This is a genomic window from Vibrio sp. OPT24, from assembly GCF_015163545.1.
GTDB classification, from domain to species: domain Bacteria; phylum Pseudomonadota; class Gammaproteobacteria; order Enterobacterales; family Vibrionaceae; genus Vibrio; species Vibrio cyclitrophicus.
The window spans coordinates 85,890-111,393 of sequence record NZ_JADDYI010000016.1 but is presented as its reverse complement, the minus strand read 5'-3'; the positions used below and the strand labels follow the sequence as shown (position 1 = coordinate 111,393).

At 43.4% G+C, this 25,504-nt stretch carries 20 protein-coding genes and 1 other RNA gene; 12 read left to right on the top strand and 9 right to left on the bottom strand.

Features of this window, described 5'->3' with window-relative positions; all coding sequences use genetic code 11:
• The first annotated feature begins 513 nt into the window (after positions 1 to 513).
• A complete protein-coding gene (locus IQO02_RS05295; RefSeq protein WP_010440610.1) occupies positions 514 to 1,107 on the top strand; it encodes an acetate uptake transporter in 594 nt (197 codons plus the stop codon).
• 159 nt (positions 1,108 to 1,266) lie between these two features.
• On the opposite strand, the gene IQO02_RS05290 is transcribed toward IQO02_RS05295, so the two are convergent.
• The 4 genes from IQO02_RS05290 to IQO02_RS05275 all read right to left on the bottom strand — a co-directional run bounded on the left by IQO02_RS05290 (position 1,267) and on the right by IQO02_RS05275 (position 6,706).
• The gene (locus IQO02_RS05290) at positions 1,267 to 2,814 is read right to left on the bottom strand and encodes an alanine/glycine:cation symporter family protein (protein WP_016767148.1); all 1,548 of its coding nucleotides are present in this window, start codon (positions 2,812 to 2,814) and stop codon (positions 1,267 to 1,269) included.
• 470 nt (positions 2,815 to 3,284) lie between these two features.
• Positions 3,285 to 4,655, bottom strand: coding sequence for an MBL fold metallo-hydrolase (locus IQO02_RS05285; protein ID WP_193838510.1), 1,371 nt, complete (start codon positions 4,653 to 4,655; stop codon positions 3,285 to 3,287).
• Positions 4,656 to 4,802: 147 nt separating this feature from the next.
• Positions 4,803 to 5,570, bottom strand: coding sequence for a 1-acylglycerol-3-phosphate O-acyltransferase (locus IQO02_RS05280; protein WP_016767150.1), 768 nt, complete (start codon positions 5,568 to 5,570; stop codon positions 4,803 to 4,805).
• Between the two features lie 197 nt (positions 5,571 to 5,767).
• The gene (locus IQO02_RS05275; RefSeq protein WP_016767151.1) at positions 5,768 to 6,706 is read right to left on the bottom strand and encodes a hypothetical protein; all 939 of its coding nucleotides are present in this window, start codon (positions 6,704 to 6,706) and stop codon (positions 5,768 to 5,770) included.
• 265 nt (positions 6,707 to 6,971) lie between these two features.
• Between IQO02_RS05275 and IQO02_RS05270 the strand changes: the two genes are divergently transcribed.
• The 4 genes from IQO02_RS05270 to IQO02_RS05255 all read left to right on the top strand — a co-directional run bounded on the left by IQO02_RS05270 (position 6,972) and on the right by IQO02_RS05255 (position 12,537).
• The gene (locus IQO02_RS05270; protein ID WP_016792164.1) at positions 6,972 to 8,684 is read left to right on the top strand and encodes a class I SAM-dependent methyltransferase; all 1,713 of its coding nucleotides are present in this window, start codon (positions 6,972 to 6,974) and stop codon (positions 8,682 to 8,684) included.
• A 46-nt stretch (positions 8,685 to 8,730) separates the two neighbouring features.
• The gene (locus IQO02_RS05265; RefSeq protein WP_193838509.1) at positions 8,731 to 9,459 is read left to right on the top strand and encodes a DUF429 domain-containing protein; all 729 of its coding nucleotides are present in this window, start codon (positions 8,731 to 8,733) and stop codon (positions 9,457 to 9,459) included.
• Between the two features lie 82 nt (positions 9,460 to 9,541).
• Positions 9,542 to 10,351, top strand: coding sequence for a M15 family metallopeptidase (locus IQO02_RS05260; RefSeq protein ID WP_193838508.1), 810 nt, complete (start codon positions 9,542 to 9,544; stop codon positions 10,349 to 10,351).
• Positions 10,352 to 10,656: 305 nt separating this feature from the next.
• Positions 10,657 to 12,537: an ATP-dependent zinc protease gene (locus tag IQO02_RS05255; RefSeq protein ID WP_016784809.1), complete on the top strand. Its 1,881-nt coding sequence runs from the start codon at positions 10,657 to 10,659 to the stop codon at positions 12,535 to 12,537.
• A 191-nt stretch (positions 12,538 to 12,728) separates the two neighbouring features.
• On the opposite strand, the gene ssrA is transcribed toward IQO02_RS05255, so the two are convergent.
• Positions 12,729 to 13,095, bottom strand: a transfer-messenger RNA (tmRNA) gene (gene ssrA / locus IQO02_RS05250).
• 66 nt (positions 13,096 to 13,161) lie between these two features.
• Complete coding sequence (gene smpB, locus IQO02_RS05245; protein ID WP_004735156.1) at positions 13,162 to 13,647, bottom strand: SsrA-binding protein SmpB; 486 nt, start codon at positions 13,645 to 13,647, stop codon at positions 13,162 to 13,164.
• Positions 13,648 to 13,766: 119 nt separating this feature from the next.
• Here smpB and IQO02_RS05240 point away from each other — a divergent pair, with 119 nt between their 5' ends.
• Together IQO02_RS05240 and IQO02_RS05235 are read left to right on the top strand one after the other, a co-directional pair.
• The gene (locus IQO02_RS05240) at positions 13,767 to 14,195 is read left to right on the top strand and encodes an SRPBCC family protein (protein ID WP_010438915.1); all 429 of its coding nucleotides are present in this window, start codon (positions 13,767 to 13,769) and stop codon (positions 14,193 to 14,195) included.
• A 3-nt stretch (positions 14,196 to 14,198) separates the two neighbouring features.
• Positions 14,199 to 14,510: an RnfH family protein gene (locus IQO02_RS05235; protein ID WP_010438916.1), complete on the top strand. Its 312-nt coding sequence runs from the start codon at positions 14,199 to 14,201 to the stop codon at positions 14,508 to 14,510.
• 199 nt (positions 14,511 to 14,709) lie between these two features.
• Here IQO02_RS05235 and bamE read toward each other — a convergent pair whose 3' ends face one another.
• From bamE to nadK, 3 genes are all read right to left on the bottom strand, one after another.
• Positions 14,710 to 15,069, bottom strand: coding sequence for an outer membrane protein assembly factor BamE (gene bamE / locus IQO02_RS05230; RefSeq protein WP_010438918.1), 360 nt, complete (start codon positions 15,067 to 15,069; stop codon positions 14,710 to 14,712).
• 167 nt (positions 15,070 to 15,236) lie between these two features.
• Positions 15,237 to 16,901 carry a DNA repair protein RecN gene (recN, locus tag IQO02_RS05225; RefSeq protein WP_016787626.1) on the bottom strand — a complete coding sequence of 555 codons (1,665 nt, stop codon included), beginning with the start codon at positions 16,899 to 16,901 and terminating at the stop codon, positions 15,237 to 15,239.
• Positions 16,902 to 17,183: 282 nt separating this feature from the next.
• Positions 17,184 to 18,068, bottom strand: coding sequence for an NAD(+) kinase (gene nadK / locus IQO02_RS05220; protein ID WP_010438923.1), 885 nt, complete (start codon positions 18,066 to 18,068; stop codon positions 17,184 to 17,186).
• Positions 18,069 to 18,211: 143 nt separating this feature from the next.
• Between nadK and grpE the strand changes: the two genes are divergently transcribed.
• The 5 genes from grpE (at position 18,212) to dnaJ (ending at position 25,464) form a co-directional block, all read left to right on the top strand.
• The gene (gene grpE, locus IQO02_RS05215) at positions 18,212 to 18,793 is read left to right on the top strand and encodes a nucleotide exchange factor GrpE (protein ID WP_010438924.1); all 582 of its coding nucleotides are present in this window, start codon (positions 18,212 to 18,214) and stop codon (positions 18,791 to 18,793) included.
• Between the two features lie 359 nt (positions 18,794 to 19,152).
• Positions 19,153 to 20,427, top strand: coding sequence for a dicarboxylate/amino acid:cation symporter (locus IQO02_RS05210; protein ID WP_010438926.1), 1,275 nt, complete (start codon positions 19,153 to 19,155; stop codon positions 20,425 to 20,427).
• A 259-nt stretch (positions 20,428 to 20,686) separates the two neighbouring features.
• Positions 20,687 to 21,724, top strand: a complete 1,038-nt coding sequence (locus IQO02_RS05205) for a polysaccharide lyase family 7 protein (protein ID WP_010438927.1) — start codon at positions 20,687 to 20,689, stop codon at positions 21,722 to 21,724.
• A 371-nt stretch (positions 21,725 to 22,095) separates the two neighbouring features.
• A complete protein-coding gene (gene dnaK / locus IQO02_RS05200; protein WP_010438931.1) occupies positions 22,096 to 24,009 on the top strand; it encodes a molecular chaperone DnaK in 1,914 nt (637 codons plus the stop codon).
• Between the two features lie 306 nt (positions 24,010 to 24,315).
• Positions 24,316 to 25,464, top strand: coding sequence for a molecular chaperone DnaJ (gene dnaJ / locus IQO02_RS05195; protein ID WP_010438932.1), 1,149 nt, complete (start codon positions 24,316 to 24,318; stop codon positions 25,462 to 25,464).
• The last annotated feature ends 40 nt before the right edge of the window (positions 25,465 to 25,504 follow it).

Here is a 25,504-nt window from a genome sequence, read left to right as displayed (position 1 = left end):
TGAGTAGATACGGGATGCGAGTAAACGAGTAACGAAAAGCTCGCCATCTGTTGCCTACGTTTGCTATTAAGGGTGCGCTTACTCAAATCTAAAGACTCTTTTCGCATCCCCATCTCGTTTATCGTACCTAAAAAAACCTCGTCATTCCCCACAGTAAGTAACGAACGTGACAGAGGGCTTTTGTGTGCCGCAAGTGCTCATATCGAAGAGTAGATTCCAGATATCCCGTCCCTCGATTCTAGAGTGACGTAGCACCAGGCTTTGTCTCATTGCCTCAACACTTACCTCACTCGTCATTCCTTACAGTGAGGAACGAACGTGATAGGGAATCTGTTTATTGATAGTTTCGGTGAATTGAATAGGTTCATTATGAAACCTATTTTCCATAAGATCATTTGTACAATCTTAGTTTTCGATAACTGGATTACCTAGTTGTACGGTTTATAGATTAAAATTTTCTGATAATTTTTATCGTTTTTTTTTAATCAACCACTTTAATAAGGTAAATTCGTAATGTCGACCAAACTAGCTAACCCAGCGCCACTAGGCTTAATGGGTTTCGGTATGACCACCATTCTTCTTAATATCCACAACGCAGGTTTCTTCCCAATCGATTCTATGATTCTTGCAATGGGTATTTTTTACGGTGGTTTGAGCCAAGTTATCGTGGGCACTATGTGTTTCAAACGTGGTGACACGTTCGGTACAACTGCGTTTACTTCTTACGGCCTATTCTGGTTGTCTTTGGTTGGTTTGATTGTAATGCCTTACATGGGCCTTCCAGCAAGCCCTGCTGCATTCATGGGTTGGTACCTATTACTATGGGGTATTTTCACAGGCTTCATGTTCATCGGTTCTCTATGTTACCCAGTTGCGAAGCAAGTAGTATTCGGTTCACTAACTATCTTGTTCTTCCTGCTAGCCGCTCGTGATTTCACTGGCAGCGAACTAATCGGCACTATCGCTGGTTTTGAAGGTATTTTCTGTGGCGCTTCAGCTATCTACTTTGCAATGGCACAAGTAATCAACAACGAATACGGCCGCACAGTACTGCCTATCGGTGAGAAGAAAGCACCTCAAATGGCAACACAAGAAATTGCTGCTTAATGCTCTAACTCGGGAACAGTTAGTTTGTTATAAGCTGTTTATTGGTTATGAACAAAACAAAAGGGGTTAGCCGAAATGGCTAACCCCTTTTTTATGCGTTATTAATAGAGCCAGTTAAAGAGGTCTATTTGTTAAAGCAATCTATTTGTTAAGGCGAGTTTAAGCTGAAGGTTGCTCTACAGGTTTAGTGTCTGCAGTTTCAGCTTCAGGAGATTTTCCTGTTTTACGCTTGTACTTCTCTTCCCAGTAGGTAGCACCTTTAATGCCTAGTTTTACAGGGTTGAACGTGTACTCAGTGACGCCTTGTTTCTGCTGTTCTTCGTAGTCTGCAAGAGCTTTAAGCGCAGGCTTAGACATGAAGAAGATGATCAGAATACCGACAATGTTTAACCACGCCATCAAACCAACACCAACATCACCCATTGCCCATGCAAGGTTCGCTGTTTTAACTGTGCCATAGAAAACGGCAGTAATAAGAACAAGCTTAAGTACGAACATCATGCCAGGAATTTTGATAGTACGACGTAGGTAAGCAATATTCGTTTCTGCGATGTAGTAGTAAGCAAGAATTGTTGTAAATGCGAAGAAGAACAGAGCAAATGCGATGAACGGCTTACCAATGCCTGGTAGTGCACTTTCAATAGCAAGCTGTGTAAATACAGGACCGTTGGCACCAATGTTTGCTGCTAGGTTCTGAACAAGGAACACACCTTCAGCGCCGCCGTGAACGTTGTAAGCACCAGTGATGATGATCATGAACGCTGTAGCTGAACATACTAGAAGTGTATCGATGTAGATAGAGAACGCTTGTACCAAACCTTGCTGAGCTGGGTGATCAACACTTGCAGCCGCAGCCGCGTGAGGACCTGTACCTTGACCCGCTTCGTTTGAGTAAACACCACGCTTAACACCCCAACCAATTGCAGCACCGAAGCCTGCCATAGGTGTGAATGCATCGCCAATGATCATTGCGAAAACCGTTGGCACTTGGCCGATGTTTAGCAGAATGATAACGAACGCGATGATGATGTAAGCCAGTGCCATGAATGGAACAACGATTTGTGTGAAGTTCGCAATACGTTTAACACCACCAAAGATGATGAACGCTAGGATAATAGCAACTACAGTACCAGTGAAAATTTTAGCGAAACTGAATGTACCGATAGCTGTTTCAATCATGTCACCTGAGCCAAATGCAGCTTCTACAGCATTACCAATACTGTTTGACTGAACACCTGGAAGCAAAATACCACATGCAAAAATAGTCGCGATAGCAAAGATCCAAGCGTACCATTTTTGACCCATCGCTTTTTCGATGTAGTAAGCCGGACCACCACGGAACTGGCCTTCATCTTCTTCTTTGTAGATTTGCGCTAGCGTTGATTCTGCGTAAGCTGTTGCAGCGCCAAAGAAAGCCACTACCCACATCCAGAATACTGCACCTGGGCCGCCGAAACCGATAGCGGCAGCAACACCAGCAATGTTACCTGTACCGACACGGCCAGATAGAGAAACGGCCAGAGCTTGGAAAGACGAGATGCCTTTTGACGAGCTTTTACCCGATAGTAGCAAGCGCCACATTTCAAAGAAGTGACGGATTTGAACAAATCGAGTCATGATGGAGTAGAACAAACCTGCACCTAAACATAGGTAGATAAGTACTGGACTCCAGATTATTCCATTCAAAAAATCAACGAATGACTGCATGAGTATTTTCCCTGTTAGTTTTGCTTATGATTGTTTTTCGAACAACACAATACTTCACTTGTAACCCGAGTGTTAAATTATTTAACTGCCTATTAGGATTACTGTGACATAAAGCATGTTACAGGGGGTATTTGTTAACGCTTAGTGCTAATTTGATAATCGTTCCATTAAAATTTATATGCAATTAGTTGTTTTTAGTGTCGGTTTGTAAAGTGAATAAATAGTGATTAATACAAATTTTCGAAACTCACAATATGTGTCAGAAGGGAAAATAGAAGAAAAATGAGAGGAAACGTTGTTCAGTACTAATGACTGTTAACACATTGCGACGGTAAAGACGCAAGAATATATCACCGATATAGTGAAATTAGGCAGGTTTAAGGGGAGGTATTAATTAAAATATCAGTAGTGATTTTTAGAACTTTCCGTAAGGATTACCGCAATCAGAAATCGTGAATCAATCGCCTGTTTTAAACGACTTTAAATCCTTTTCCAACCAAAGCTTGAGCGAACTCAGACTGAGTGTTTGGATCTCCGTGAATCAAATGTACCTCTTTGGGTGGCACGGTTATTTCTTCTATAAATCGATTGAGATCATCTTTATCAGCATGAGCAGAGTAGCCAGACATACTATGGATCTGAGCCTTCACCTCAACGTGTTGGTTATCGATGGAAACCTGTTTTTCTCCTTGTTGTAGCTCTCGCCCGAGCGTTCCGTGAGCTTGATAGCCTGCTAAAATTACATCGGTGCGTTTATCGGGAAGTAAAGCTGATAAGTAGTTCATTATCCTGCCGCCCTGACACATCCCAGAGGCAGCGACTACAATCGCGGGTTCACCTGTCGAACGCAGGCGATTGACGATTTTCTTGTGCATTCTATGCCCATCAACAGTAATGCATTGCTCAAAAGCGAGTGGGTGACGTTTTAGTTCAAGACGTTGCTTTGCTTCTTGTCCCCACAGCTCTTTAAAGCGTCGGTAGGATCGCGTTACTTTCTCTGCCATAGGCGAATCGAGGATAATAGGAATATCGGCGCTGAGTTGATGTTCAAAGATCAGATTTTCGATATCAAACAGCAGTTCTTGTGTTCTTCCGATACTAAATGCCGGGATCAGGATGACACCACCATCGAGTAGTGAACGGTCAATAATTGCTTTGAGACGCTCAGAGCGTGTTGCAATATCGTCGTGCGTGCTGGTGCCATAAGTGGATTCAATAAATAGGTAATCGGCTTGTTGTGGTGGTTTCGGATCCGGCAGCAGTGGCGTGTTACTTGGACCCAAGTCGCCAGAAAAGACCACCACCTCTTGGTTGGGTAACTTAATCTCAATATAGGCGGAGCCTAAGATATGCCCGGCAGGTTGAAAACGGGCATACAGAGTATTTGGCCTATGATGATCCTTTCCGTCGTTTTGCTGTTTAGAGACAATTGGAAACCACTCTCCATAAGGCTTGGGAGCAATCAACGAATGAATCTTTTTGAGTATCAGCTTCGACTGTTTATTGCTGAGTCCTTGCAGCTTTATACCATCTTCAATCATTAAAGGAGCGAGTTCAGCCGTCGCCTGAGTGCAATAAATCGGTTGGTTAAAGCCACTGGCGAGTAACCAAGGTAATCGACCAATATGATCAATGTGAGTATGAGTCAGCAGCAGAGCGTTAAGGTGGGACGTTTCAAATTCAATATCAAGAGGGCGTGCGTCTTCCCCTTGAAGCTTTTTACCTTGAAGCTCTAAACCTTGAAAAAGGCCACAATCGATGAGTACCGCTTGGCCTGAATCTCTTAATTCGTGACAAGATCCTGTGACGGTATGTTTGCCGCCATGGTGAATCACTTCCATCGTTTACTCCCATTGCTCTATAAAGCCATTAACGCCTGTTTTTATTTTGCGGATAAGCGCCGGCATGTAAAACAAGAACAATGAGAGTTGCGATCGTTGAGTGTCTTTTTAAGTCATTGAGCGATGGCTCAGTGTGTTCGTTGTGATTTAGCTCGTAGAAGAACGGTCTGAATCCAGCTCTGGGTGTTGTTGTTCCTCTAAACGAGCCACTTCGGCATCAAGTTCTGCGATTTTCTCTGCCATGAGTGCGTGACAGCGATTGGCTAACTCTCTTGCGTCGCTGAGCTTGTATCCAGACACATCGATAGGTTCCAGCATCTCGGTGATCACAATGCCATTATTAACTCGGTTGAGGTCAATCTTATTGTGCGTAGTGCTGGTACACATTGGGGTAATAGGTACGCCGGCTTCAATCGCCATCCGGAAAGCCCCTGTTTTGAATGGCAATAATCCACGCCCTTTACTGCGTGTTCCTTCTGGGTAAACCCAAACAGACAGATCTCTGTGATGGATCGCTTCTGCCACTTGCTTGATGGTATCGCGTGCTTTGGATTTATCTTCACGATTAATCAGAATGTTACCTGTGATCCAATACAGCAAGCCAAAGAAAGGCACATACAGCAAGTCGCGTTTACCCAGCGAAACAGTACGCGGCCTCAGCATCCCCGGATCGGTGACAAAATCCAATATGCTTTGGTGGTTAGAGATGTAGACGCTTTTTTCTGACGTTGGCGCATTGTCTAGGCCGCGCTGCACCAGTTTTACACCGACGATCTTTTGTAGCTGGTTGAACCAACGACAGAAAACGTACACATGCTTGGGGTTCTTGGGGCTAAACAAGCAGTAAACAAAAGCACAGAGGGTAGTGAAAATAATAAACACCGTAGCCAAAATTATACGAAGAACAGCAAGCACAATTCACTCCTTACTCACCGCAAGATTGCAGTGATTAAATAGTTTTAGATGCTTGAAGTTTTCACTCTATTTAACCGAATTGCAACAATTAACTGTTATAGGGTTCTGTTTTTAGATCTTTATATAAAACAAGGACTAACAATGGGTGTTTGACACGATCATCGAGCTTACACGTGTTCACTAGTAGCGAGGCATGTTCACCAATACTGTTTATTTGGATCCAACTTTTCTACCCATTCTGGATCTTGACGCGATTCCAAGTAGAGTTGTAGGCCGTTATAAGACATGAAAGCTGCAGGGCCACCAAGATGTTCGAAATAGTCAAAATAATCATCTTCGAGTGAACAAAGGTGAGCTAAATCTTTAACGTTATTCATCATTGCCCATTGAATAGCGAACACCGGAGCCGTCGAACCTGAAATGCTGACTTCTTCGACATTTGGGTTGAACAGTGAATTGGCTTGCTCAAGCTGTATCTCTTCTTGCTCAGACTCTTGCTGTAACACCTCTTCGATGATCTCTGAGCGTTTGGTATTAGAGACATTCTTATTCAGCTTGGCGATTCGAAGCGCGTAGCTAAAACGGTCAGTTGAAACGATGTCGACAAGTTGCGATAGCAGCTCTTTGTCTACGCCCGCAGCCTTGGTGAAGTAGTCGATACACGAATTGATTGAAGCATAACGAGTACCGTCGAATTCAAAGCCACTGGTTTCGTCGTAGGCCTCGATTACAATGTCATCAACCGACAAAGGCCAACCTTTATAGTCAATTCGCTGCTTGGCGATTTGATACATCTTCCAAGCACTGCGCCCAAACCCGCCAAGCGTCGAGCCCGAGAAATCTGAATCAATAAGCTCTTGCTCCGTCCAGTTCTCACCAACCCCTAAGTGCTTTGCATATTTATCGATGAGTGCGTGTTTTATCTGATCGCGCACAGCCCAAATTGAGGTCAGATTCTTTGAGTAGTTAATTCTCGCACACTCATTACAAGCCGGCAGTGCTATCGGTGAGTGACCAATCTTGGCAACAGCTTGCGCTGTCTTAGGAAATTCAACAACATCATTGGAAGGTTCACCACAAAACCAACAGGTGTGGCGTAGGTTGAACGGGATGTCTATGTGGGAGTATGTGTTCATTAGTCTAATTCTGCAGGGGGTGAGGTTGGGGTAGCATCAAAATAATTATCCCTGTTCACGTGTCACCTTGTACCTGGTTTGTTTCATTTTCCGTGGAGTTTAATTTTAAGTCGTAGATTACAGGAATCGTCCTATAGATATATATTGATATAAAACAGTGACTAACGATGAATGTTTATGGATGTAGCTGAAGTAACATGTGCCGCTAGTAATCCTGTATGGCCGCCATTACTATGGTGTTAATTTCCTTACTCCAATAGCGCATATGTCCTCATCGATTCCTTTTTACGATAAAAATACCCACACACTTTGTGAGCAGTACAACTCAGTGACGTTCGAGACGGTACATCAAAGTTGGCAAGCTTATTGGCCCTTAGAGGGTGATAAAGTGCTAGATGTCGGTGCTGGTAGTGGACGTGATGCGTTATGGATGCAGAAAGTTGGGGCTGACGTTATCGCAATAGAACCCAGTGACTCATTACGCGAGCAAGGCTCTGAATATACCGGGCCAAGTGTTACATGGATTGATGACTCACTTCCTTCGCTTGGCCGCACTGAAAACCTCGGAATGCGCTTTGACCTGATACTGGTGAGTGCTGTTTGGATGCACTTAGCCCCGTCCTATCGAGAGCGTGCATTTAGAAAGTTGTCTAACTTATTAGCTCCAAACGGCAAGTTGGTGATTACTCTGCGTCATGGGGAGTTTCAGGATAGTCGAGAAGGGTACCAAGTTTCAGTTGAGGAACTTGAGCGGTTATCAAAAAACAGTGCCTTGTTGGTTCGTCATGTCGATGATAGCCAAGATACTTTGAACCGCAGTGAAGTGTGGTGGCAAACCGTGGTGATGACATTACCTGATGATGGTTCCGGTGACTTGAACAAGGTGCGACACATTATTGTGAATGACAATAAGTCAGCGACATACAAGTTGGCCTTGTTAAGAACCTTACTGAGAATAGCTGATGCTCATTCTGGCGCTGTGATTGATCGAACTGATGGGAAAATCTCACTTCCAATGGGCTTGGTCGCTCTTTATTGGGTTAGACAGTTTAAGCGCTTGATTGATATCGATATAGAAGGCACTGGGATTCAGCAAAATAGCAACACAACGAAGGGACTTGGGTTTGTAAAAGAAGATGGCTGGAACAAACTCAAGCACTTAAGTGCCGATGATCTAGCTATTGGAACTATGTTTTTGGGCGAGGAAGCCAAGGCTTTACAAAAGCTATTTTCACAGACGATTAGCACCATTAAATCAGGGCCTGTGACGTTTATTTATCAAGGCTCGAAAGACAACAGACTATTCGATATATACCCTCCTCAAAAACGACGGAAGAGCCGGGAATCATTGGTCATGGATAGTGAGTTCCTAGAAAGTTTTGGCTATTTCACTCTCGATGAAAGCCTGTGGGAGTGCTTTAGAATCTACCACTCTTGGATTGAACCGCTAGTGGTGAATCAATGGGTCATGGAGATGCAGCGTTTCGAGTTAAACCGACAGCGAAATATCTCATTACAGACTTATCACGACTGCTTGGTATGGATCGATCAAAACCACGACACTCGCGATGTGCGTAAACGTGTCGAGCAACTTAGATCTAATCGTGCCGACATTGTTAGCGTCTGGAGTGGAAAGTCATTGAAAAATGAGTATCACGTTGATCACTGTTTGCCTTTTGCTTACTGGCCAAACAACGATAAGTGGAACCTCTTTCCAACTACGAGCAAAGAGAACCTAAGTAAAAGTGATAAAGTTCCCACAGCGGAAAAGCTTCGTTCGTCTAAGTCTCGGATTCTTGAATGGTGGCAATTGGCGTGGAGCGACTCTGATCATTTTGAACAGCAGTTTTTTTCTGAAGCGGCACTTTCTTTACCCAACATACCAGCACTGTGTCGAGACTTTGAAGAGGTGTTTGATGCAATGGGCTTGCAAGTACGTGGAGTAAAAAGTCGACTTCTGATCAGTGAGTGGAACTGAGCAGAAAATAAACGAGTTATTGAGGCGATTTACTATCAAGACAACAATGAAATACATCGGAATTGATGGCTGCAAGGCGGGGTGGATCGCTTGGATTGTCTCTGGCAATGAGCTACCTACGTTCAAAGTGGTAAACACGCTCGATGAGTTAGTCGATGAACTTGCAGGTTCGACGACGTTAATCGATATGCCGATTGGTTTTAGCGATTCACAGACTCCGGATAGATTATGCGACAAAGCAGCAAGGCGTTTTCTTACCAGCAAACGTGGATCTTCGGTGTTTCCGGTACCGTGTCGTGAGGCGGTTTATCAAACCGATTACATTGCGGCGTGCAGTGCAAATGTGGAGCAGCTTGATAAGAAGTTTTCTAAGCAGACTTGGGGAATTGTGCCCAAGATCCGTGAGCTTGATGAACTCATTGAAGCTCATCCAGATCTTTCTATAAGAGAATCACATCCTGAGGTCGTGTTTGCAGCTTTGAAAGGCGAACCGTTGACCTTTTCCAAACGAACACAAGAAGGCAAAGATGAACGGCTTTCTATTATTCAGCAACTAGCCCCTCAATGGTGTGACGGTTTGTTGTTGGTCATTTCAAACACAAAGCGTAAAGACGTTGCAATAGACGATATTTACGATGCGTTCGTACTTATGCTGGTTGCCTGTCACGCTCCGCAATTATCGACCTTGCCTGAGCTTTCTGATGTTGGTGGAGCTCCTGACACAGATCAGAACGGACGAGTTAGAGAGATTGTTTATTGGAATAAACCGCGCTAACAAAGCGTGCGTTTAGCTTTGTTTAATGTGTTATTTTTCAAACCCTGTTTACTTCCACTCTTATTATTTTTGAGTCTTTGATATGAAACGTTTTTTTGTCGGCTGGCTGGCCACTGTGCTTAGTGCTGCGAGTTATGCTCAAGTTGCCCCTATATCTCAATGGCAATGTGACATGATGAAAAAGAACAATGTCTTGAGTAGCGGTGCCCCCGTTGGTTGCGAGCGGTTATCCAAAGTGGATTTCGATTTCATTAACTTTAAAGGGGAAACGCAACAGGGCAATATGATCGTGCTTGATGTTGTTGCGCCGGCTGTTGAACAAATCTTTTCAGAGCTAAAACTGCGTAATTTCCCTCTTCATTCTGCACGTCTTATGCGTGAGTTTAAAGGTGACGATAATGCATCGATGGACGCTAACAACAGCAGTGCGTTTAACGCTCGGCCTATCACTGGCGGAGGTGGTTGGTCGAAGCATGCTTATGGTGTGGCGATAGACATCAACCCAGTTCAAAATCCTTTCTTAGCGTTCGATAGCAACGGAAGAATCACGGTAAAACCATCACAATCTGCGACTCGCTATGTGAACCGTACTCGCTTTCGCGCACGTGATGAAATTGAACGTCGAGGCATGGCAGAAGATGTGGTTGAGCTGTTCGCCCATCATGGCTTTATGATCTGGGGAGGGGATTGGAATAGCCCCATCGATACTCAACATTTTGAGGTTGGATCAAGAAAGTTCGTTACCCAACTGCTCGATAAACCTCTACCTGAAGCAAAGGTGTTATTTGAGCGTTACGTCGAATCTTACCGCCAATGTTTTAATAAGAACAAAAGCGAGAACGCAGAAAAAGCTCGCGCTATCTGTGCAAAGAAAACAGTCGGGACTTTTTAGTGCTATGTTTATCTAGAACCGTTTGTGTTTTAGCAAGTTAAGCCTGCTTAAGGTGTGTTTTGAATCGCTAAGGTCAACGTATGTCGTTGGCCTTTTTTATATTCATTTCTTCAATATAACACCAGGCATTAAAAAGGTTATTGGGTATCCATTAGTCAATAATCGATAAGGTATTGCTCTGCAAAGTCATCGGTTTGTCATTGAAAAACTCATAGCGTTAACGTTATGTGAGAACCTGTGCTAGTAGGGGAACTCTTCGCCGAAACGCCAGTATTATTAGTGAACTGATCACAACGGACCAACTAATGAAAAAGATACCTTTGGCTCTAACTCTTCTAAGTACGCTACTTTTTTCACAATATGCTTTGGCTACAGACACTTCGCACACGACTCAAAACCCAACTTATGAATTGGATGGCAAGGCGGTATTAGGCCGTACTGAGAATGTATACCTCTCTAGCGTTCAAGGGCTAAAAGACGTTCCTTTCATTGGCAAAATCGACACTGGTGCAGAAACTACCTCTATGCATGCGGAAGACATTCATGTGAAGAGCACGAATGCCGATTATAAGAATCTTAAAGACAAAGAGTTGATGGCGGCGTTAACCGAAGACTTGTTGAATAATTCCGATGTTGATTACGATGATTGGAATGGCAGTGCCTTTGCGAAATATGAGGCTGTGGTGTCTTTTAAAGTTCAAAACCCGCGCACGGGAGACATGGTATCAATCGAAGCGCCTTTAGAGCGTGTCAGCATGATACGCAGCCGCACCAGCAGCACGCCTTTACTTCGTCCTACCGTAAAAATGTCGCTCACCATTGCAGACCAAGAGCTAAAAACCGATGTTAACCTGACCGACAGAAGCCATTTCTCTGCGCCAGTGCTGATTGGTAAAACCTTCCTTGCGGATAACGCGCTAGTGTTCGCAGGCTATGACTACTTGCAAGAGCAGGAAAAAGCGACAGTGGTAGGTCGAAAAGAGGTGGTGTCTATTTCAGGAATGGCGATGAATGCGACCTTCTCTTTAAAGAATCGATACAGTATTTTGCATTCAAAAAATATCGATGTAGACAAGAAAAACAATGAAGTCACGTTTGATATGGTCGATAACGACGGTAAGCAAAAAGAAATGACACTGCCATTAGTTCGTATGTTGAGCGTGAGTGGTAAGAAGAGACCTTTGGTGTATGTACCTGTTCAACTCGATGAAAACATCACTAAAGATGTTCTAGTGTACTTACGTGACCGTTCAAGTAGTGAGTCACAGTTGAGGTTTGGAACCAGCACCGCTAGCGAACTTTTCATGATTGATACCAACGCTGAAAATATTCTCTCTGAAGGCTCCGAGAGTTTCAGCGATGTCGCGAAAAAAAGTGAGCCACTGATCATCTCACCGGAAGAAGATATCACTTTAGATGGGTTTCCTATGAAGGCAGTTGCTTCATTCACCGTAAATACCCCTTTACTCAAAGTCGATAGTTTTGAAATGACAGGGAAGGGCAAAGACGCGTCCGTTGAATTCTTCCTTATTGATGCGAATGGTGAGCAACAGAAAGTCATTAAGAAAATAATCAAAAAGCTTCGAGTTGGGGATGACGTTCGCCCAGTTGTAAGTGGTGAATTTTTAGGTGCTGGTAAAGTTCGCCAACAAGAATTTGCTATCGACGTACTTAATAGCAACGAGAAAGAGTCCTACTTCGTGTTAGGCAAAAAGATGGCGAAAGATGGGGTGTATGTGAATACTCGATCTGACTACCTTTTGAAATCGGAGCCTTTGTTTAAAGTGGGGCATATAGAAGTTGTTGAAGTCAACGGCATGAAGTTCCCGGCCAAGTTGGATACTGGCGCAGATGTAAGCTCAATGAATGCAGTCAACATCAAACGATTCAAGAAAGATGGCCAAGACATGGTGAGTTTTACCTACCAAAACAACCAAGGCGATAAGCAAGATTTCACTAAGCCAGTGATTGATGTGATGCGTATTAAAGCCAAGAAAGGCGAGAAGGTGAACATTCGCCCTGTCGTCGAAATGAAGGTTAAGTTAGGTGACTTAGAGAAAGAGGTAAGGGTAAACCTTCAAGATCGCTCTCGCTTTGAATACAGCATGATCCTAGGTAAGAACTTCTTAAAGCACGGCGCAGTAGTGAGCAGTAATGAAGATTACTTGCTGGGCGAGATGGATTAACGCCTGAACTTATCTAAGTTCGTAAGATAACAGTTCTAGATGGCCACACATTTCAGCAACGGGATGTGTGGTTTTTTATTGTTGACGTGCTAAAGGTAAGTCACTGTTAAAAAGAAACTTTCCTTGTTATGGCTAGTAAAATAAAGATAAAAAAAGGGCCAACTCTTTCGAGTTGGCCCTTTCCAAACGTTTGGTGGAGCTGGCGGGAGTTGAACCCGCGTCCAAAAATCATTCATCATTGGTACTACATGCTTAGTCGATCTTTAATTTCACCAGCAACCTGCGAACCGACACGCTAGTTAAAGGCTAACCTGAATTATAATTCGCGCTTTTCCTCTCAGGTGGGAGAATCCGCGCTAGCTAGTTTGGGTTTGATCTCTTATTGGTCCCCGTCTTACGAGCGGAAGCTAGGGTAAGAGAGCTCTGAGCAGGTTATTAAGCTGCTAGTGCGTAGTTTTCGTCGTTTGCGACTATTTTTTTGCGGCTTTTAACGTGGCCAACCGCCCCACGGCATGCACCTCAGACTTCAAAATTCCTGTCGAATCCTAAATCAGCCCCAAGTGTTATTTGCATAGTACCAGAAAAGCTTTGCCTGTCTAGCACTGTGCGTTTAAGTGCTTAAAATTAACGCAAATTACTCTTCATAATTCGTGCTTTATCTCTCGCCCAATCTTTTTCTTTCATATCAGTACGTTTATCGTGCAGCTTTTTACCTTTCGCTACGCCAACTTTAATCTTCGCCCAAGAGCGAGACCAGTAAAGTGCGGTTGCGACAAGTGTCATGCCTTCACGGTTAATACGACCGATAAGGTTGTCGAGCTCTTTTCTCGACATTAATAGTTTACGGATACGTGTTGGGTTCGCCACGATATGAGTACTCGCTTGAGTTAGCGGAGTAATCGTCATACCACTGATGAATGCTTCGCCATCTCGGATGTATACGTAGCTTTCTGCGATATTGGTTTTGCCTTCACGTAGGGATTTTACTTCCCAGCCTTGTAGCTCAAGCCCCGCTTCTATCTCATCATCGATGAAATATTCGTGGCGAGCTTTCTTATTAAGCGCAATGGTATTACTACCGGCTTTTGATTTTGATTTATTCTTTGCCATAATGGCCTCATTATACGGAATGCGCCCTAGATGGGGAATCCTTTTTATTTGCGCTCTGGCCCAATACAATTAAAATTGCAGTTTGTGTTAATGTAACGCTGTCTTTAACAGGAGTCTATATGCCAAAGGTTACTCGTTCAGCATTAGTGTCTTTTAGTGCCGACCAGATGTTCAGCTTGGTCAATGATGTTGCTCGTTATCCTGAGTTTTTGCCAGGATGTTCTGGTTCTCGTGTGATCGAATCTTCAGATTCCGCGATGGTGGCTTCGGTTGATGTCTCTAAAGCTGGTATCAGTAAAACATTCACTACGTCGAATCGAATGGCGGATGGTGCTGAAATTTTAATGGAGCTGGTAGATGGCCCGTTTAAGAAGCTGGAGGGGGGCTGGTATTTCACTCCTCTAGACGACCAAGCATGTAAGGTTGAACTTAAACTAGAGTTTGAATTTTCTAGTCGAATGATTGAAATGGCATTTGGCAAGATTTTCAATGAACTGACAAGCAATATGGTCAGTGCTTTTACTCAACGAGCGAAACAGGTTTACTAAGCCATGACTATTGAATCAGATATGATCCACGTAGAAGTTGTGTTTGCGCTTCCACATGAGCAGCGTGTATTTACCTTAGTGGTAAATAAGAACGCGACCGTTGAAGAGATTATTGCGCAGTCTGGTGTTTTAGAGTTGTATCCAGAAATCGACTTGGCGAAAAATAAAGTTGGCGTATATAGCCGCAACGTTAAGTTAGATGCGACGGTTCGTGATAAAGACCGTATCGAAATCTATCGAGCATTGTTAGCTGATCCCAAAGAGATTCGCCGTAAGCGTGCTGAACAAGCAAAAGCGGCTGCAGCTAAATCGTAATGCTAAACAAATTTGAGTAAGAAGAGAGCTCGCTATATTGGCGAGCTTTTTTGTGTCCGTTAGCCTGAAAATGAAGATTAATTTGTTACAGGATATTAAAAAGCCTGCTCATGTGAGCAGGCTTTTGCGATTCTTACTTTGTCGGCTGAGAGCTTTGTCGACTGATAGCTTTTGACTGGAAAGCTTTGTTGGTTGAAAGCTAGCGAAGGCTTTCGAAGAATTCATCACTGGCTTCAAAATCACCATTGATCGTCACTAAGGTGCCCGTTGCATCAAAGTTAACAACAAGATTTTTTTGAATCGAGTCTTCATGGCCTTTTGTGTGGTGGTAAATGTAGTACCACGTATCTGGGTAGCCATTTTCGATAAGCATAGGTGAGCCCATAACGTAACGAACTTGTGTTTTTGTCATGCCAAACTTCAGCTGATCGACAGCTTCTTGTTCAACATAGTTACCCTGATTGATGTCAATTCGATAAACCAACTTCTCTAGTAGAGAGCAACCGGTCAACATTGTTAGTGCAAGTGGAACTGCAACTAACCACTTTTTAATTCGCATAGTCTGAGATCTTTCTTCGCTAAAATACTGCCTGATAATAAACAAGCTCCAGCAAGAAGTAAAAAGCTCCTTGCGCTTTGAGCTTGTTATGACTGGCAATTTTGAATTAAGTTGCAAAATTGGCAAGATTTTTCGGTAAATTATCAGAAAGTTGCTGAATATGTAACCTAAGCAGCGATTAATAACTCTTTTGCGTTGGCCAGTGTCGATTCGGTAATCTGGCTGCCACCAAGCAGTCGAGCAAGCTCTGAGACGCGTTGTTGCTCATCAAGCGTGTGCATTTGGGTCTCGGTTTTACCTGATTTAGTGTTCTTCGCTACAAACAGTTGTTGGTGACCGCAACCGGCAACTTGAGGTAAGTGCGTCACACACATAACTTGTGTCGATTCACCCAGCTTACGCAGCATTTTTCCGACAACTGCTGCTGTTGGCCCACTGATACCCACATCGACTTCATCGAAAATCAGGCTTGGTGTGTCCACTTTTTGCGCTGTGATCACTTGGATCGCTAATGAAATACGTGAAAGTTCACCACCAGAGGCTACTTTAGCAATGGGCTGCATTGGTTGGCCTGGGTTGGTCGAAACAATGAAGGTCACATTATCCATACCCAATGGAGAAGGGTGTGTGTTGGTGTTGTTCACTTCAATGGCAAACTGTGCTTTTTCCATGCTCAGTTCGTGCATGCTTTGCGTGATCAGCTTGTTGAGCTCTTTTGCGTAACGAGTTCGAGATTTATGAAGCTTCTCTGATTTAGCAACGAACGATTGGTATTGGTTTTCTACCTCGTTTGCCAATTCATCCAATTTTTCATCGGAACAATCAAGCGCTTCAACTTGTTGTAATAAATCTTGGTGATGCTTGTAAAGCTCTTCTGGCAACACGTGATGCTTGCGAGACATCGACATCACTTTTGAGAAGCGTTCTTCAACGTAAACCATACGACCTGGATCGACATCAATGCTGTCTAGGTAGGTTCTTAGTTCACTGTTGGTCTCTTCAATCTGAATGATGGCTTCAGAGAGTAAGTTGGGCAGATCAACTAACCTTTCATCAAGCTCAGCTAATTGAATTAGGGAGTGATTGGCCGATTGCAGAATACTAAGCGCATTAACTTCTTCGCCTTCGTAAATAAGCTCGATAGCCTGCTGGCAGGTTGAGGCCAATTCTCCGCTATTGGAGAGGCGCTTATGCTCTTGTTCGAGGTCTTCATATTCTTCCTCCCCAATAGATAGCTCATTTAACTCTTTGATTTGATATTCTAGAAGCTGTTTTTGAGCTTGGTTTTGCTGGCTATTTTCACGTAACTCTTTTAAGTGGTTATCGGCTTGTCGCCATGCTTGGTAAGCATTACGTGTCGATTTCAATAGGTTTAAGTGGCCTGCGTATTGATCAAGCATGGCCATTTGGTGGTCGCTTTTCATCAGCTGGTGGTGCGCGTGTTGGCCATGAATGTTGATCAACAACTGCCCTAGTGATTTCAATTGTGAAAGAGGGACAGGACTACCGTTGATGAATGCACGAGAGCGACCTTCTTTGGAGATGGTTCTACGTAGGATGCATTCACCGCCATCAAGCAGTTCATTGTCTTCTAACCAGCGTGTAGCGTGCAGATTGTTCTCAAGTAAAAAAGCGGCACTGACTTCGGTTTTATCTTCTCCTTGTCTTACCATTCCTGCATCAGATCTTCCCCCAAGACATAAGCCTAAAGCATCGATAGCGATAGATTTACCCGCACCCGTTTCACCGGTGATTGTTGTCATGCCTTTAGAGAGTTCTAGCTGTAAAGACTTAACAATAGCGAAATTATTAACACTTAAATGAGCCAGCATTTTTATTTACCTGTATAACTGAACAATACTGTATATAAGTTCAGTATATACTGTTTCTTTATACAGTAAAGTCGACAGGTGAAATTTTTTTGTGACAGATCTCAGAATTGAGGTTGCCTGTAGGCTACTGAAACCGCTATAGATTCCCAACTTAGTCTGGGCGTGAAGGGATGAGGTACATTAGGGCTATGAGGACTTATAAGGTTTCGACGGGCAAAAAAAAGGCTGACGAACATCGTCAACCTTTCAAATTCTCGTCTACTGACAGAGTCGCTAATTCAATTAGAACAGCTTACTTGACCAGCCTAGTTTGTTACGTAGGACATGGTAGTAGTTGTAGTCTTTAGGGTGAATCAGCTTGAGTACATTCGGGCTTTGGTAAATGTGGATCTCATCGCCAGGAGAAACAGGCAGTGAAATTTGACCATCGCAGCTTACTTCCTGAGTGCCGCGGTTATCAGGCGATACGATAAGTTTAATACGACGTTTGCCATCAACCACTAATGGACGACTTGAAAGCGTGTGTGGGAACATTGGCACTAGCGAGATTGCATTGAGGCTTGATGACAAGATAGGGCCACCACCAGAAAGCGAGTAAGCCGTTGAACCCGTTGGAGTCGATACGATCAAACCATCAGAACGCTGTGAGAACGCAAAGCTGTCATCGATATACACTTCGAACTCGATCATGTGTGCGACTTGACCTGGGTGAAGTACGGCTTCGTTGAGCGCTGCGTTATGACTTTTTATTTGGCCATGACGATGAATTTCAGTCTCTAGTAGGAAGCGTTCTTCTTCCATGAACTCACCTTTGAGTACATCGATAAGTGCGCTTTGGAAGTTTTCAGGGTTGAGATCGGTTAGGAAGCCAAGGTTTCCTCGGTTCACACCGATGACTGAAATATCGAAACGCGACAATATTCTAGCCGCACCGAGCATATTTCCGTCACCACCCACAACAATTGCGAGATCGGCTCGTTTACCTAACTCAATCAGGCTAGAAAAATGTTCTTGTGGGATATCGTCCAAAATACTGGAGAGCCTATCATCAACAAATACTTGATAACCCTCAGTACTTAACCACTGATAGAGCTCTCTATGAGTCTGAATTGCTTGCTGATCTCGAGGTTTACCAATAATAGCGATGACTTCAAATGGCTTTTTCATAACGTTTCCAAACGAATTAGGCTTGAATCAAAATTCTTCATCCCCATAATAAAGGCAAGTTGAACGTCTATGCGAGTGTTTTATATCAATTTGAGGCGCAAACACGCCTGTCACTGGCATTGAAAACGAATTCTGGAGATATCATGAGCAACGAAGAAAACAAAGTAACCGAAGAAGAACTAGATCAGATCATTGCTGAAGCTGAGAAAGTTGAAGAAGCTGAACTGAATGAAGACGCGGCTGATGAGCAGGAATCAAAAATTGCTCAACTAGAAGCGGCACTGCTTTCTAGCGAATCTAAAGTGAAAGAGCAGCAAGATTCTGTTCTTCGCGCAAAAGCTGAAGTTGAGAACATGCGTCGTCGTAGCGAGCAAGAAATTGATAAAGCGCGTAAATTCGCTTTGAACAAATTTGCTGAAGGTCTACTTCCTGTGATCGACAACCTAGAGCGTGCAATGCAAGCTGCAGATGCAGAAAACGAAGTGGTTAAACCATTGTTTGAAGGTGTTGAGCTAACGCATAAAACATTCGTAGATACTGTTGCTAAATTTGGCCTTAAAGAGATTAATCCTGAAGGTGAAGTGTTCAATCCTGAATTCCACCAAGCGATGTCTATTCAAGAGAGCCCTGACCACGATTCAAACACGGTTATGTTCGTGATGCAAAAAGGCTACGAGCTAAACGGTCGTGTAGTTCGCCCTGCGATGGTAATGGTTGCTAAGTAATTTATCGTTAAGTGACTTTTAGCGGTCGCGAAATAATTCACTAATTAATGTGAAATGAGAAGAGAGGCTTATGCCTCTCTTTTTTTATGCCTATCACTTGAGAATCCACGTAAATAGTCATCATTGGTGCATTAAGAATGTCGTTCCTTTAATTTTACCCAGATTATTAATTTAGAGTTTTATATTATGAAACTAGTTGATATCTGTGAAATGTTTTGATGTCACATTTGTAATGTTTTTGTAAATAAATGCTTTTAATTGTTATCGTTGTATGTAAAATCCACTGCAATATAGCGATTTTGGTCGCATATATAACTATAAAAGTACAAATTTCAAACACAACAAACTGGAGAAGAACGATGGATAAATCGCTCTCAAGTAAGATTTTTGTAGGCTTGTTTGCTGGCCTACTTATTGGTACTGCTATTCAGTACCTATTCAGCGGTATTGCGGTATTCGATACTTACCTGCTTGGTTTAGCAGAAGGTGTCGGTGGGATGTTTGTCTCTTTGATCAAACTATTGGTTGTTCCGCTGGTATACGTTTCTATTGTATGTGGAATCGTTGAATTGAAAGACATCCGTTCTTTCGGTCGCCTAGGTGGTAAAACTTTTGCTCTTTACATTATCAACACCATCATCGCGATTTCTGCAGCTCTCACTGTTGGCCTTATTTTCCAACCAGGTGCAGGCGCAGACTTAGCGGGTACGATTTCAGAGACAGTTCAACTAACAACAACTGAAACTCCAGATATCTTCTCTCTAGTTGTAAATATCGTTCCTAGCAACCCTGTTCAGGCGTTTGCAAGTGGCGACATGCTACAAATTATCTTCATGGCAATTTTGACAGGCCTTGCTATTCAAGCGCTTGACTCACGTGGTGGTCCAGCGATCAAAACGTTCAAGATGGCTAATGAAATCATGATGAAGCTTATCGGCCTAGTAATGAGCCTGGCTCCGTTTGGTGTATTCGCACTGATGATTCAACTAGGTGCAACACTTGATGCAGACACGCTAATGTCGGTAGCTGGTTATGTAGCACTGGTTGTTGCAATGCTAGTGTTCTGGATTTTCTTCTTCTACCCAATGATGGTTGGCATCGCGACAGGTATTACACCTAAGCAATTCCTACGTGCAATCCGTGAGCAAATCCTTTTCTCACTATCAACAGCAAGTTCGAATGCGACAATCCCTGTAACAATGCGCACCCTAACTGAAAAGCTTGGTGTATCTAAATCAGTGGCTGGTTTCGGTGTTCCACTAGGCGCGACAATGAACATGTCTGGTGTATCTATCTACATCGCACTAGCGACAATGTTCGTAGCAAACGCATTCGGTCAACCAATCAACACTGCTGACATCTTTACTCTTGGTCTAACTATCTTGCTACTGTCTATCGGTGCTGGTGGTGTTCCGGGTGGCGGTGTTGTAATGGTCGGTGTTCTTTTGCACCAACTAGGTTTACCACCAGAAGGTCTAGCTATCATTGCTGCAGTAGACCGTATCAACGATATGTTCTGTACTTCTTCTAACGTAGTAGGTGATACAGCGGTTAACACTATCGTTGCTAAGTCTGAAGGCGCAATCGGCGTTGAAAAGAACGAAGAAACTGAACTACAGAAAGCAGAAGCTTAATACCTAATTAAGATTTGATAATTGGAAGCCTCGCTCAATGAGAGCGGGGCTTTTTTGTGTCTGTCATAAAGTGCGTCGGATCTGTTGAATTGGTTAGTCAATCGATAGGGAGTATCTGGTGTAAGTCTCATTTTTTATTTTTTCTGGCACCGTAATAGGCCATCAATTTTCAATATTTAATCTTGATCACATATAATAATACAATATTATTTTATTGTTTTGACAACCTACATTCTGACGACATAAAGGAAACCCAATAATGAAGTTGTCTTACCTTAGCTTACTGACGGCCACTCTTTTAGCTGTTCCAGCTCTCGCTTCAAATATCAATGTTGGTCAACAATTTGATCTTGACCCTGCAAAAGCACCAGCACAAAACTTTGATTTATCTAAATGGAAAATTAACTTACCTGAGTTAACGACCGAAGGATCTAGAAAAGGCAAAACGCTAGAGATCGGTAAGAAAGAACTGTCGAATGTAGACACACCTTACGTTCACCCGAAATGGTTCTACACTGATGCAGAATCTGGGGCGATGGTATTTGTGGCTCCGAATACGGCACCAACGACACCAAACAGTAAGAACACTCGTAGTGAGCTAAGAGCAATGCTGGCGGATAGTTACTCAGCTCCGAGTAACAACTTTGCTATTTCGAGCCATAAGAATGCAGAAGAGTTTGGCTCTATTGGCGGCCAAATGACGGCGACGCTTTCTGTCGATCAGGTGAGTACCAGTGGTAACTACAATAAAACAGGCGCATTTTCAGTCGTCATCGGGCAAATTCACGGCTCGGACAATGAACCTCTTAAAATTGTTTACCGTAAACTACCAGAGCATGAGCATGGTTCATTAACATGGAACTACGAGCTCAACCCGCCGAAAGAATTGAAAAACGCGAAAGATGAAAATGGAAAGAAACTTCGTAAAGACATTCGCCATGATGTATTTGGTCAATACAATTTGAAAAAGGGCAGTTCTGACCCTAGCGATGGCATTAAGTTAGGTGAAGTTTTTTCATATGATGTAAATATTAAAGATAACATCATGCACTTAACGTTTACTAAGAATCCAAACTCGTCGGATCCAATTGTGAAGACATATGATGTTGATCTGGCGAAAGGTAAATATCAAGGACACGACGTTGATCTTGGCTATGGTCAAGATTGGATGTACTTCAAAGCGGGTGCATACAATCAATGTAACACTAAGAAGTCGAGTTCGGCATGTGAGTGGCGTGGTATGGAAGCGGGTGACTACACACAAGCGAGCTTCTACCAGTTAATTCTCAATCAATAATATTGCGAATCCATAACTAACTGAACAAGCGTTATTTGAAAAAGACCTTCCTAGTGAAGGTCTTTTTTTATGTGAAATAGAATAGGGCGACTATTTTATTGCTGAAGGTGAACGCATGAATGTGTCAACTTTGGCGCCTTAAACCGTAAGGGATGAGCTACTTTTTCTTCTTAAGCAGAAAGATAGGGAAAAAATCAGATTTTTTTTACTTTTTCCCTTGAAAACCAGTTTGCAGCCCTTATCTATGGTGCATACGAAAGCAAATTACATTTGCACTTTAATTTTGTGTATTAGGGTTGATTCCCTGATTACCACCCCCACATATGTGGGTATAGCAAAAAACTAAATAATATATATTCGGAGATGGCCTGATGGGTAAAATCATTGGTATTGATTTAGGTACTACTAACTCTTGTGTTGCTGTTCTTGACGGCGACAAACCACGCGTACTAGAGAATGCTGAAGGCGAACGCACAACAGCATCGGTAATCGCATACACTGAAGGCGAGACGCTAGTTGGTCAACCTGCAAAACGTCAAGCTGTTACTAACCCTCAAAACACACTGTTCGCTATTAAGCGTCTAATCGGTCGTCGTTTTGAAGATGAAGAAGTTCAACGCGATATCGAAATCATGCCTTTCAACATTGTTAAGGCTGACAACGGTGATGCATGGGTTGAAGCGCAAGGCCAAAAAATGGCTGCTCCTCAAGTATCTGCTGAAGTTCTTAAGAAAATGAAGAAAACAGCTGAAGACTTCCTAGGTGAAGAAGTAACTGGTGCAGTTGTAACTGTTCCTGCTTACTTCAACGATGCTCAACGTCAAGCAACGAAAGATGCTGGTCGTATCGCTGGTCTAGATGTTAAACGTATTATCAACGAACCTACTGCTGCTGCTCTGGCTTACGGCCTAGACAAGCAAGGTGGTGATCGCACTATCGCTGTATACGACCTTGGTGGTGGTACATTCGATATCTCTATCATCGAAATCGATGAAGTAGAAGGCGAGAAGACTTTCGAAGTTCTTTCAACTAACGGTGATACTCACCTTGGTGGTGAAGATTTCGATAACCGCATGATCAACTACCTAGTAGATGAGTTCAAGAAAGAGCAAGGTATCGACCTTAAAGCTGATCCACTAGCAATGCAGCGTGTTAAAGAAGCAGCAGAAAAAGCGAAAATCGAGCTTTCTTCTACTACTCAAACTGACGTAAACCTACCTTACGTTACTGCTGATGCGACTGGTCCTAAGCACATGAACATCAAAGTGACTCGTGCGAAGCTTGAGTCTCTAGTTGAAGACCTAGTTCAACGTTCTCTAGAGCCACTAAAAGTAGCTCTAGCAGATGCTGACCTATCTGTCGGCGAAATCACTGACGTTATCCTAGTTGGTGGTCAGACTCGTATGCCTATGGTTCAAGCTAAAGTAACTGAATTCTTCGGTAAAGAGCCACGTAAAGACGTGAACCCTGACGAAGCTGTTGCAATGGGTGCTGCTGTTCAAGGTGGTGTACTAGCTGGTGACGTTAAAGACGTTCTACTACTAGACGTTACTCCTCTATCTTTCGGTATCGAAACGATGGGTGGCGTAATGACTAAGCTTATCGAGAAAAACACAACTATCCCTACTAAAGCGGATCAAGTGTTCTCTACAGCTGAAGACAACCAAAACGCAGTAACTATTCACGTTCTTCAAGGTGAGCGTAAACAAGCGACTTACAACAAGTCTCTTGGTCAGTTCAACCTAGAAGGTATCCAACCAGCACCACGTGGCATGCCACAAATCGAAGTAACATTCGACCTAGATGCTGATGGTATCCTGAACGTATCTGCTAAAGATAAAGCAACAGGTAAAGAGCAAAAGATCACTATCCAAGCATCAGGCGGTTTGTCTGAGGAAGAGATCGAAGCGATGGTACAAGAAGCAGAAGCTAACAAAGAAGCGGACAAAAAGTTCGAAGAGTTAGTTACTACACGTAACCAAGCTGACCAAATGATCCACGGCACTAAGAAGCAAGTAGAAGAAGCTGGTGAAGCTCTACCTGCTGACGAGAAAGAGAAGATCGAAGCGGCTATCACGGCACTAGAAGAAGTTAAGTCTGGTAACGACAAAGAAGCTATCGACGCTAAAGTTCAAGAACTTATGCAAGCTGCTCAAAAGCTAATGGAAATTGCTCAACAGAAAGCTCAAGCTGAACAAGCAGGTGCTGACGCTGGTGAACAATCTAAGCAAGACGACGATGTTGTTGACGCGGAGTTTGAAGAAGTTAAAGACGACAAAAAATAATTTTTCGTCGCTATAACACGTGATTTCTGCGTCGAAGGTACTCACTTACACTTACCTTTTGGTTGGTTAAGAAAGTCCGTGCCTTCTCCTTGAACTAACGTGTTTTAGCTTAGAAAAAGTCGTTTTTCGATTTCTAAATATACGGGCGTCAGAGGTAACTCTAACGCCCGTAAATTTGTATTTAGACTTGTCTATCTAGATAATAGCTTTATTCGGTATTTCAGCCGACAGAACTTTTATCTAGATTGATACACAGACTACTGAAGTGATCATTCGGTAGTAGCAATTATTTTGGTGACCTAGAACATGTCAAAACGTGATTTTTACGAAGTATTAGGCGTAAGCCGCGATGCATCAGAGCGCGATATTAAAAAAGCGTACAAACGCTTAGCGATGAAGTTTCACCCGGATCGTAACCAAGGTGACGATACTGCGCCAGAGAAGTTTAAAGAAGTAAAAGTAGCGTACGAGATCCTGACCGATCCACAAAAGAAAGCAGCTTATGACCAATACGGTCATGCCGCTTTTGAACAAGGCGGTATGGGCGGCGGCGGCGGTTTCGGCGGCGGTGGTCAAGGTGATTTCGGCGATATTTTCGGTGACGTATTTGGCGATATCTTCGGCGGTGGTCGTCGTGGTGGTGGTCAAGCGCGTGCACAACGTGGTTCAGATTTACGTTACAACATGGAGCTTTCTCTAGAAGAAGCGGTTCGTGGTGTTTCTAAAGAAATCGAAGTACCAACACTTGTTGAGTGTGATATTTGTGATGGTAGTGGCGCTAAAGCGGGCTCTTCAGCACAAACATGTGGCACTTGTCATGGCCATGGCCAAGTACAAATGCGTCAAGGCTTCTTTGCGGTTCAACAGACTTGTCCTACTTGTAATGGTAAAGGCAAGATCATCAAGGATCCATGTAACTCATGTCATGGCCAAGGTCGCAAACAGAAGACTAAAACGCTTAACGTTAAGATCCCTGCTGGTGTTGATACTGGCGACCGTATTCGTCTATCTGGCGAAGGTGAAGCGGGAGAGCAGGGCGCTCCAGCTGGCGACCTGTACGTACAAGTTCACGTAAAAGAGCACAACATCTTTGAGCGTGACGGCAACAACCTTTACTGCGAAGTACCAGTTAGTTTCACCATGGCAGCATTAGGTGGTGAAGTTGAAGTTCCGACATTGGATGGCCGTGTAAACCTTAAGGTGCCAGAAGAGACACAAACGGGCCGTATGTTCCGTATGCGTGGCAAAGGCGTTAAAGGCGTTCGTGGCGGCGGTGTGGGTGATCTAATCGTTAAGCTAGTGGTTGAAACACCGGTTAAGCTAAGCTCTCGTCAAAAAGAACTACTGCGTGAGTTCGAAGAAACATGCTGTGGCGAAGCAGCAAGCAAACATAAGCCAAAGTCTGAAGGTTTCTTCAGCGGTGTTAAAAACTTCTTCGATGACCTTACTAAGTAATTAGATCGTGGTTTGAAAATTTTAAAGCCTGCCTATGTGC

Excerpts from the sequence above, each read along its gene's own strand:
- IQO02_RS05295 (WP_010440610.1), top strand. The coding sequence starts at position 514 with ATGTCGACCAAACTAGCTAACCCAGCGCCACTAGGCTTAATGGGTTTC.
- IQO02_RS05290 (WP_016767148.1), bottom strand. The coding sequence starts at position 2,814 with ATGCAGTCATTCGTTGATTTTTTGAATGGAATAATCTGGAGTCCAGTA.
- IQO02_RS05285 (WP_193838510.1), bottom strand. The coding sequence starts at position 4,655 with ATGGAAGTGATTCACCATGGCGGCAAACATACCGTCACAGGATCTTGT.
- IQO02_RS05275 (WP_016767151.1), bottom strand. The coding sequence starts at position 6,706 with ATGAACACATACTCCCACATAGACATCCCGTTCAACCTACGCCACACC.
- IQO02_RS05270 (WP_016792164.1), top strand. The coding sequence starts at position 6,972 with ATGTCCTCATCGATTCCTTTTTACGATAAAAATACCCACACACTTTGT.
- IQO02_RS05265 (WP_193838509.1), top strand. The coding sequence starts at position 8,731 with ATGAAATACATCGGAATTGATGGCTGCAAGGCGGGGTGGATCGCTTGG.
- IQO02_RS05260 (WP_193838508.1), top strand. The coding sequence starts at position 9,542 with ATGAAACGTTTTTTTGTCGGCTGGCTGGCCACTGTGCTTAGTGCTGCG.
- IQO02_RS05255 (WP_016784809.1), top strand. The coding sequence starts at position 10,657 with ATGAAAAAGATACCTTTGGCTCTAACTCTTCTAAGTACGCTACTTTTT.
- smpB (WP_004735156.1), bottom strand. The coding sequence starts at position 13,647 with ATGGCAAAGAATAAATCAAAATCAAAAGCCGGTAGTAATACCATTGCG.
- IQO02_RS05240 (WP_010438915.1), top strand. The coding sequence starts at position 13,767 with ATGCCAAAGGTTACTCGTTCAGCATTAGTGTCTTTTAGTGCCGACCAG.
- IQO02_RS05235 (WP_010438916.1), top strand. The coding sequence starts at position 14,199 with ATGACTATTGAATCAGATATGATCCACGTAGAAGTTGTGTTTGCGCTT.
- bamE (WP_010438918.1), bottom strand. The coding sequence starts at position 15,069 with ATGCGAATTAAAAAGTGGTTAGTTGCAGTTCCACTTGCACTAACAATG.
- recN (WP_016787626.1), bottom strand. The coding sequence starts at position 16,901 with ATGCTGGCTCATTTAAGTGTTAATAATTTCGCTATTGTTAAGTCTTTA.
- nadK (WP_010438923.1), bottom strand. The coding sequence starts at position 18,068 with ATGAAAAAGCCATTTGAAGTCATCGCTATTATTGGTAAACCTCGAGAT.
- grpE (WP_010438924.1), top strand. The coding sequence starts at position 18,212 with ATGAGCAACGAAGAAAACAAAGTAACCGAAGAAGAACTAGATCAGATC.
- IQO02_RS05210 (WP_010438926.1), top strand. The coding sequence starts at position 19,153 with ATGGATAAATCGCTCTCAAGTAAGATTTTTGTAGGCTTGTTTGCTGGC.
- IQO02_RS05205 (WP_010438927.1), top strand. The coding sequence starts at position 20,687 with ATGAAGTTGTCTTACCTTAGCTTACTGACGGCCACTCTTTTAGCTGTT.
- dnaK (WP_010438931.1), top strand. The coding sequence starts at position 22,096 with ATGGGTAAAATCATTGGTATTGATTTAGGTACTACTAACTCTTGTGTT.
- dnaJ (WP_010438932.1), top strand. The coding sequence starts at position 24,316 with ATGTCAAAACGTGATTTTTACGAAGTATTAGGCGTAAGCCGCGATGCA.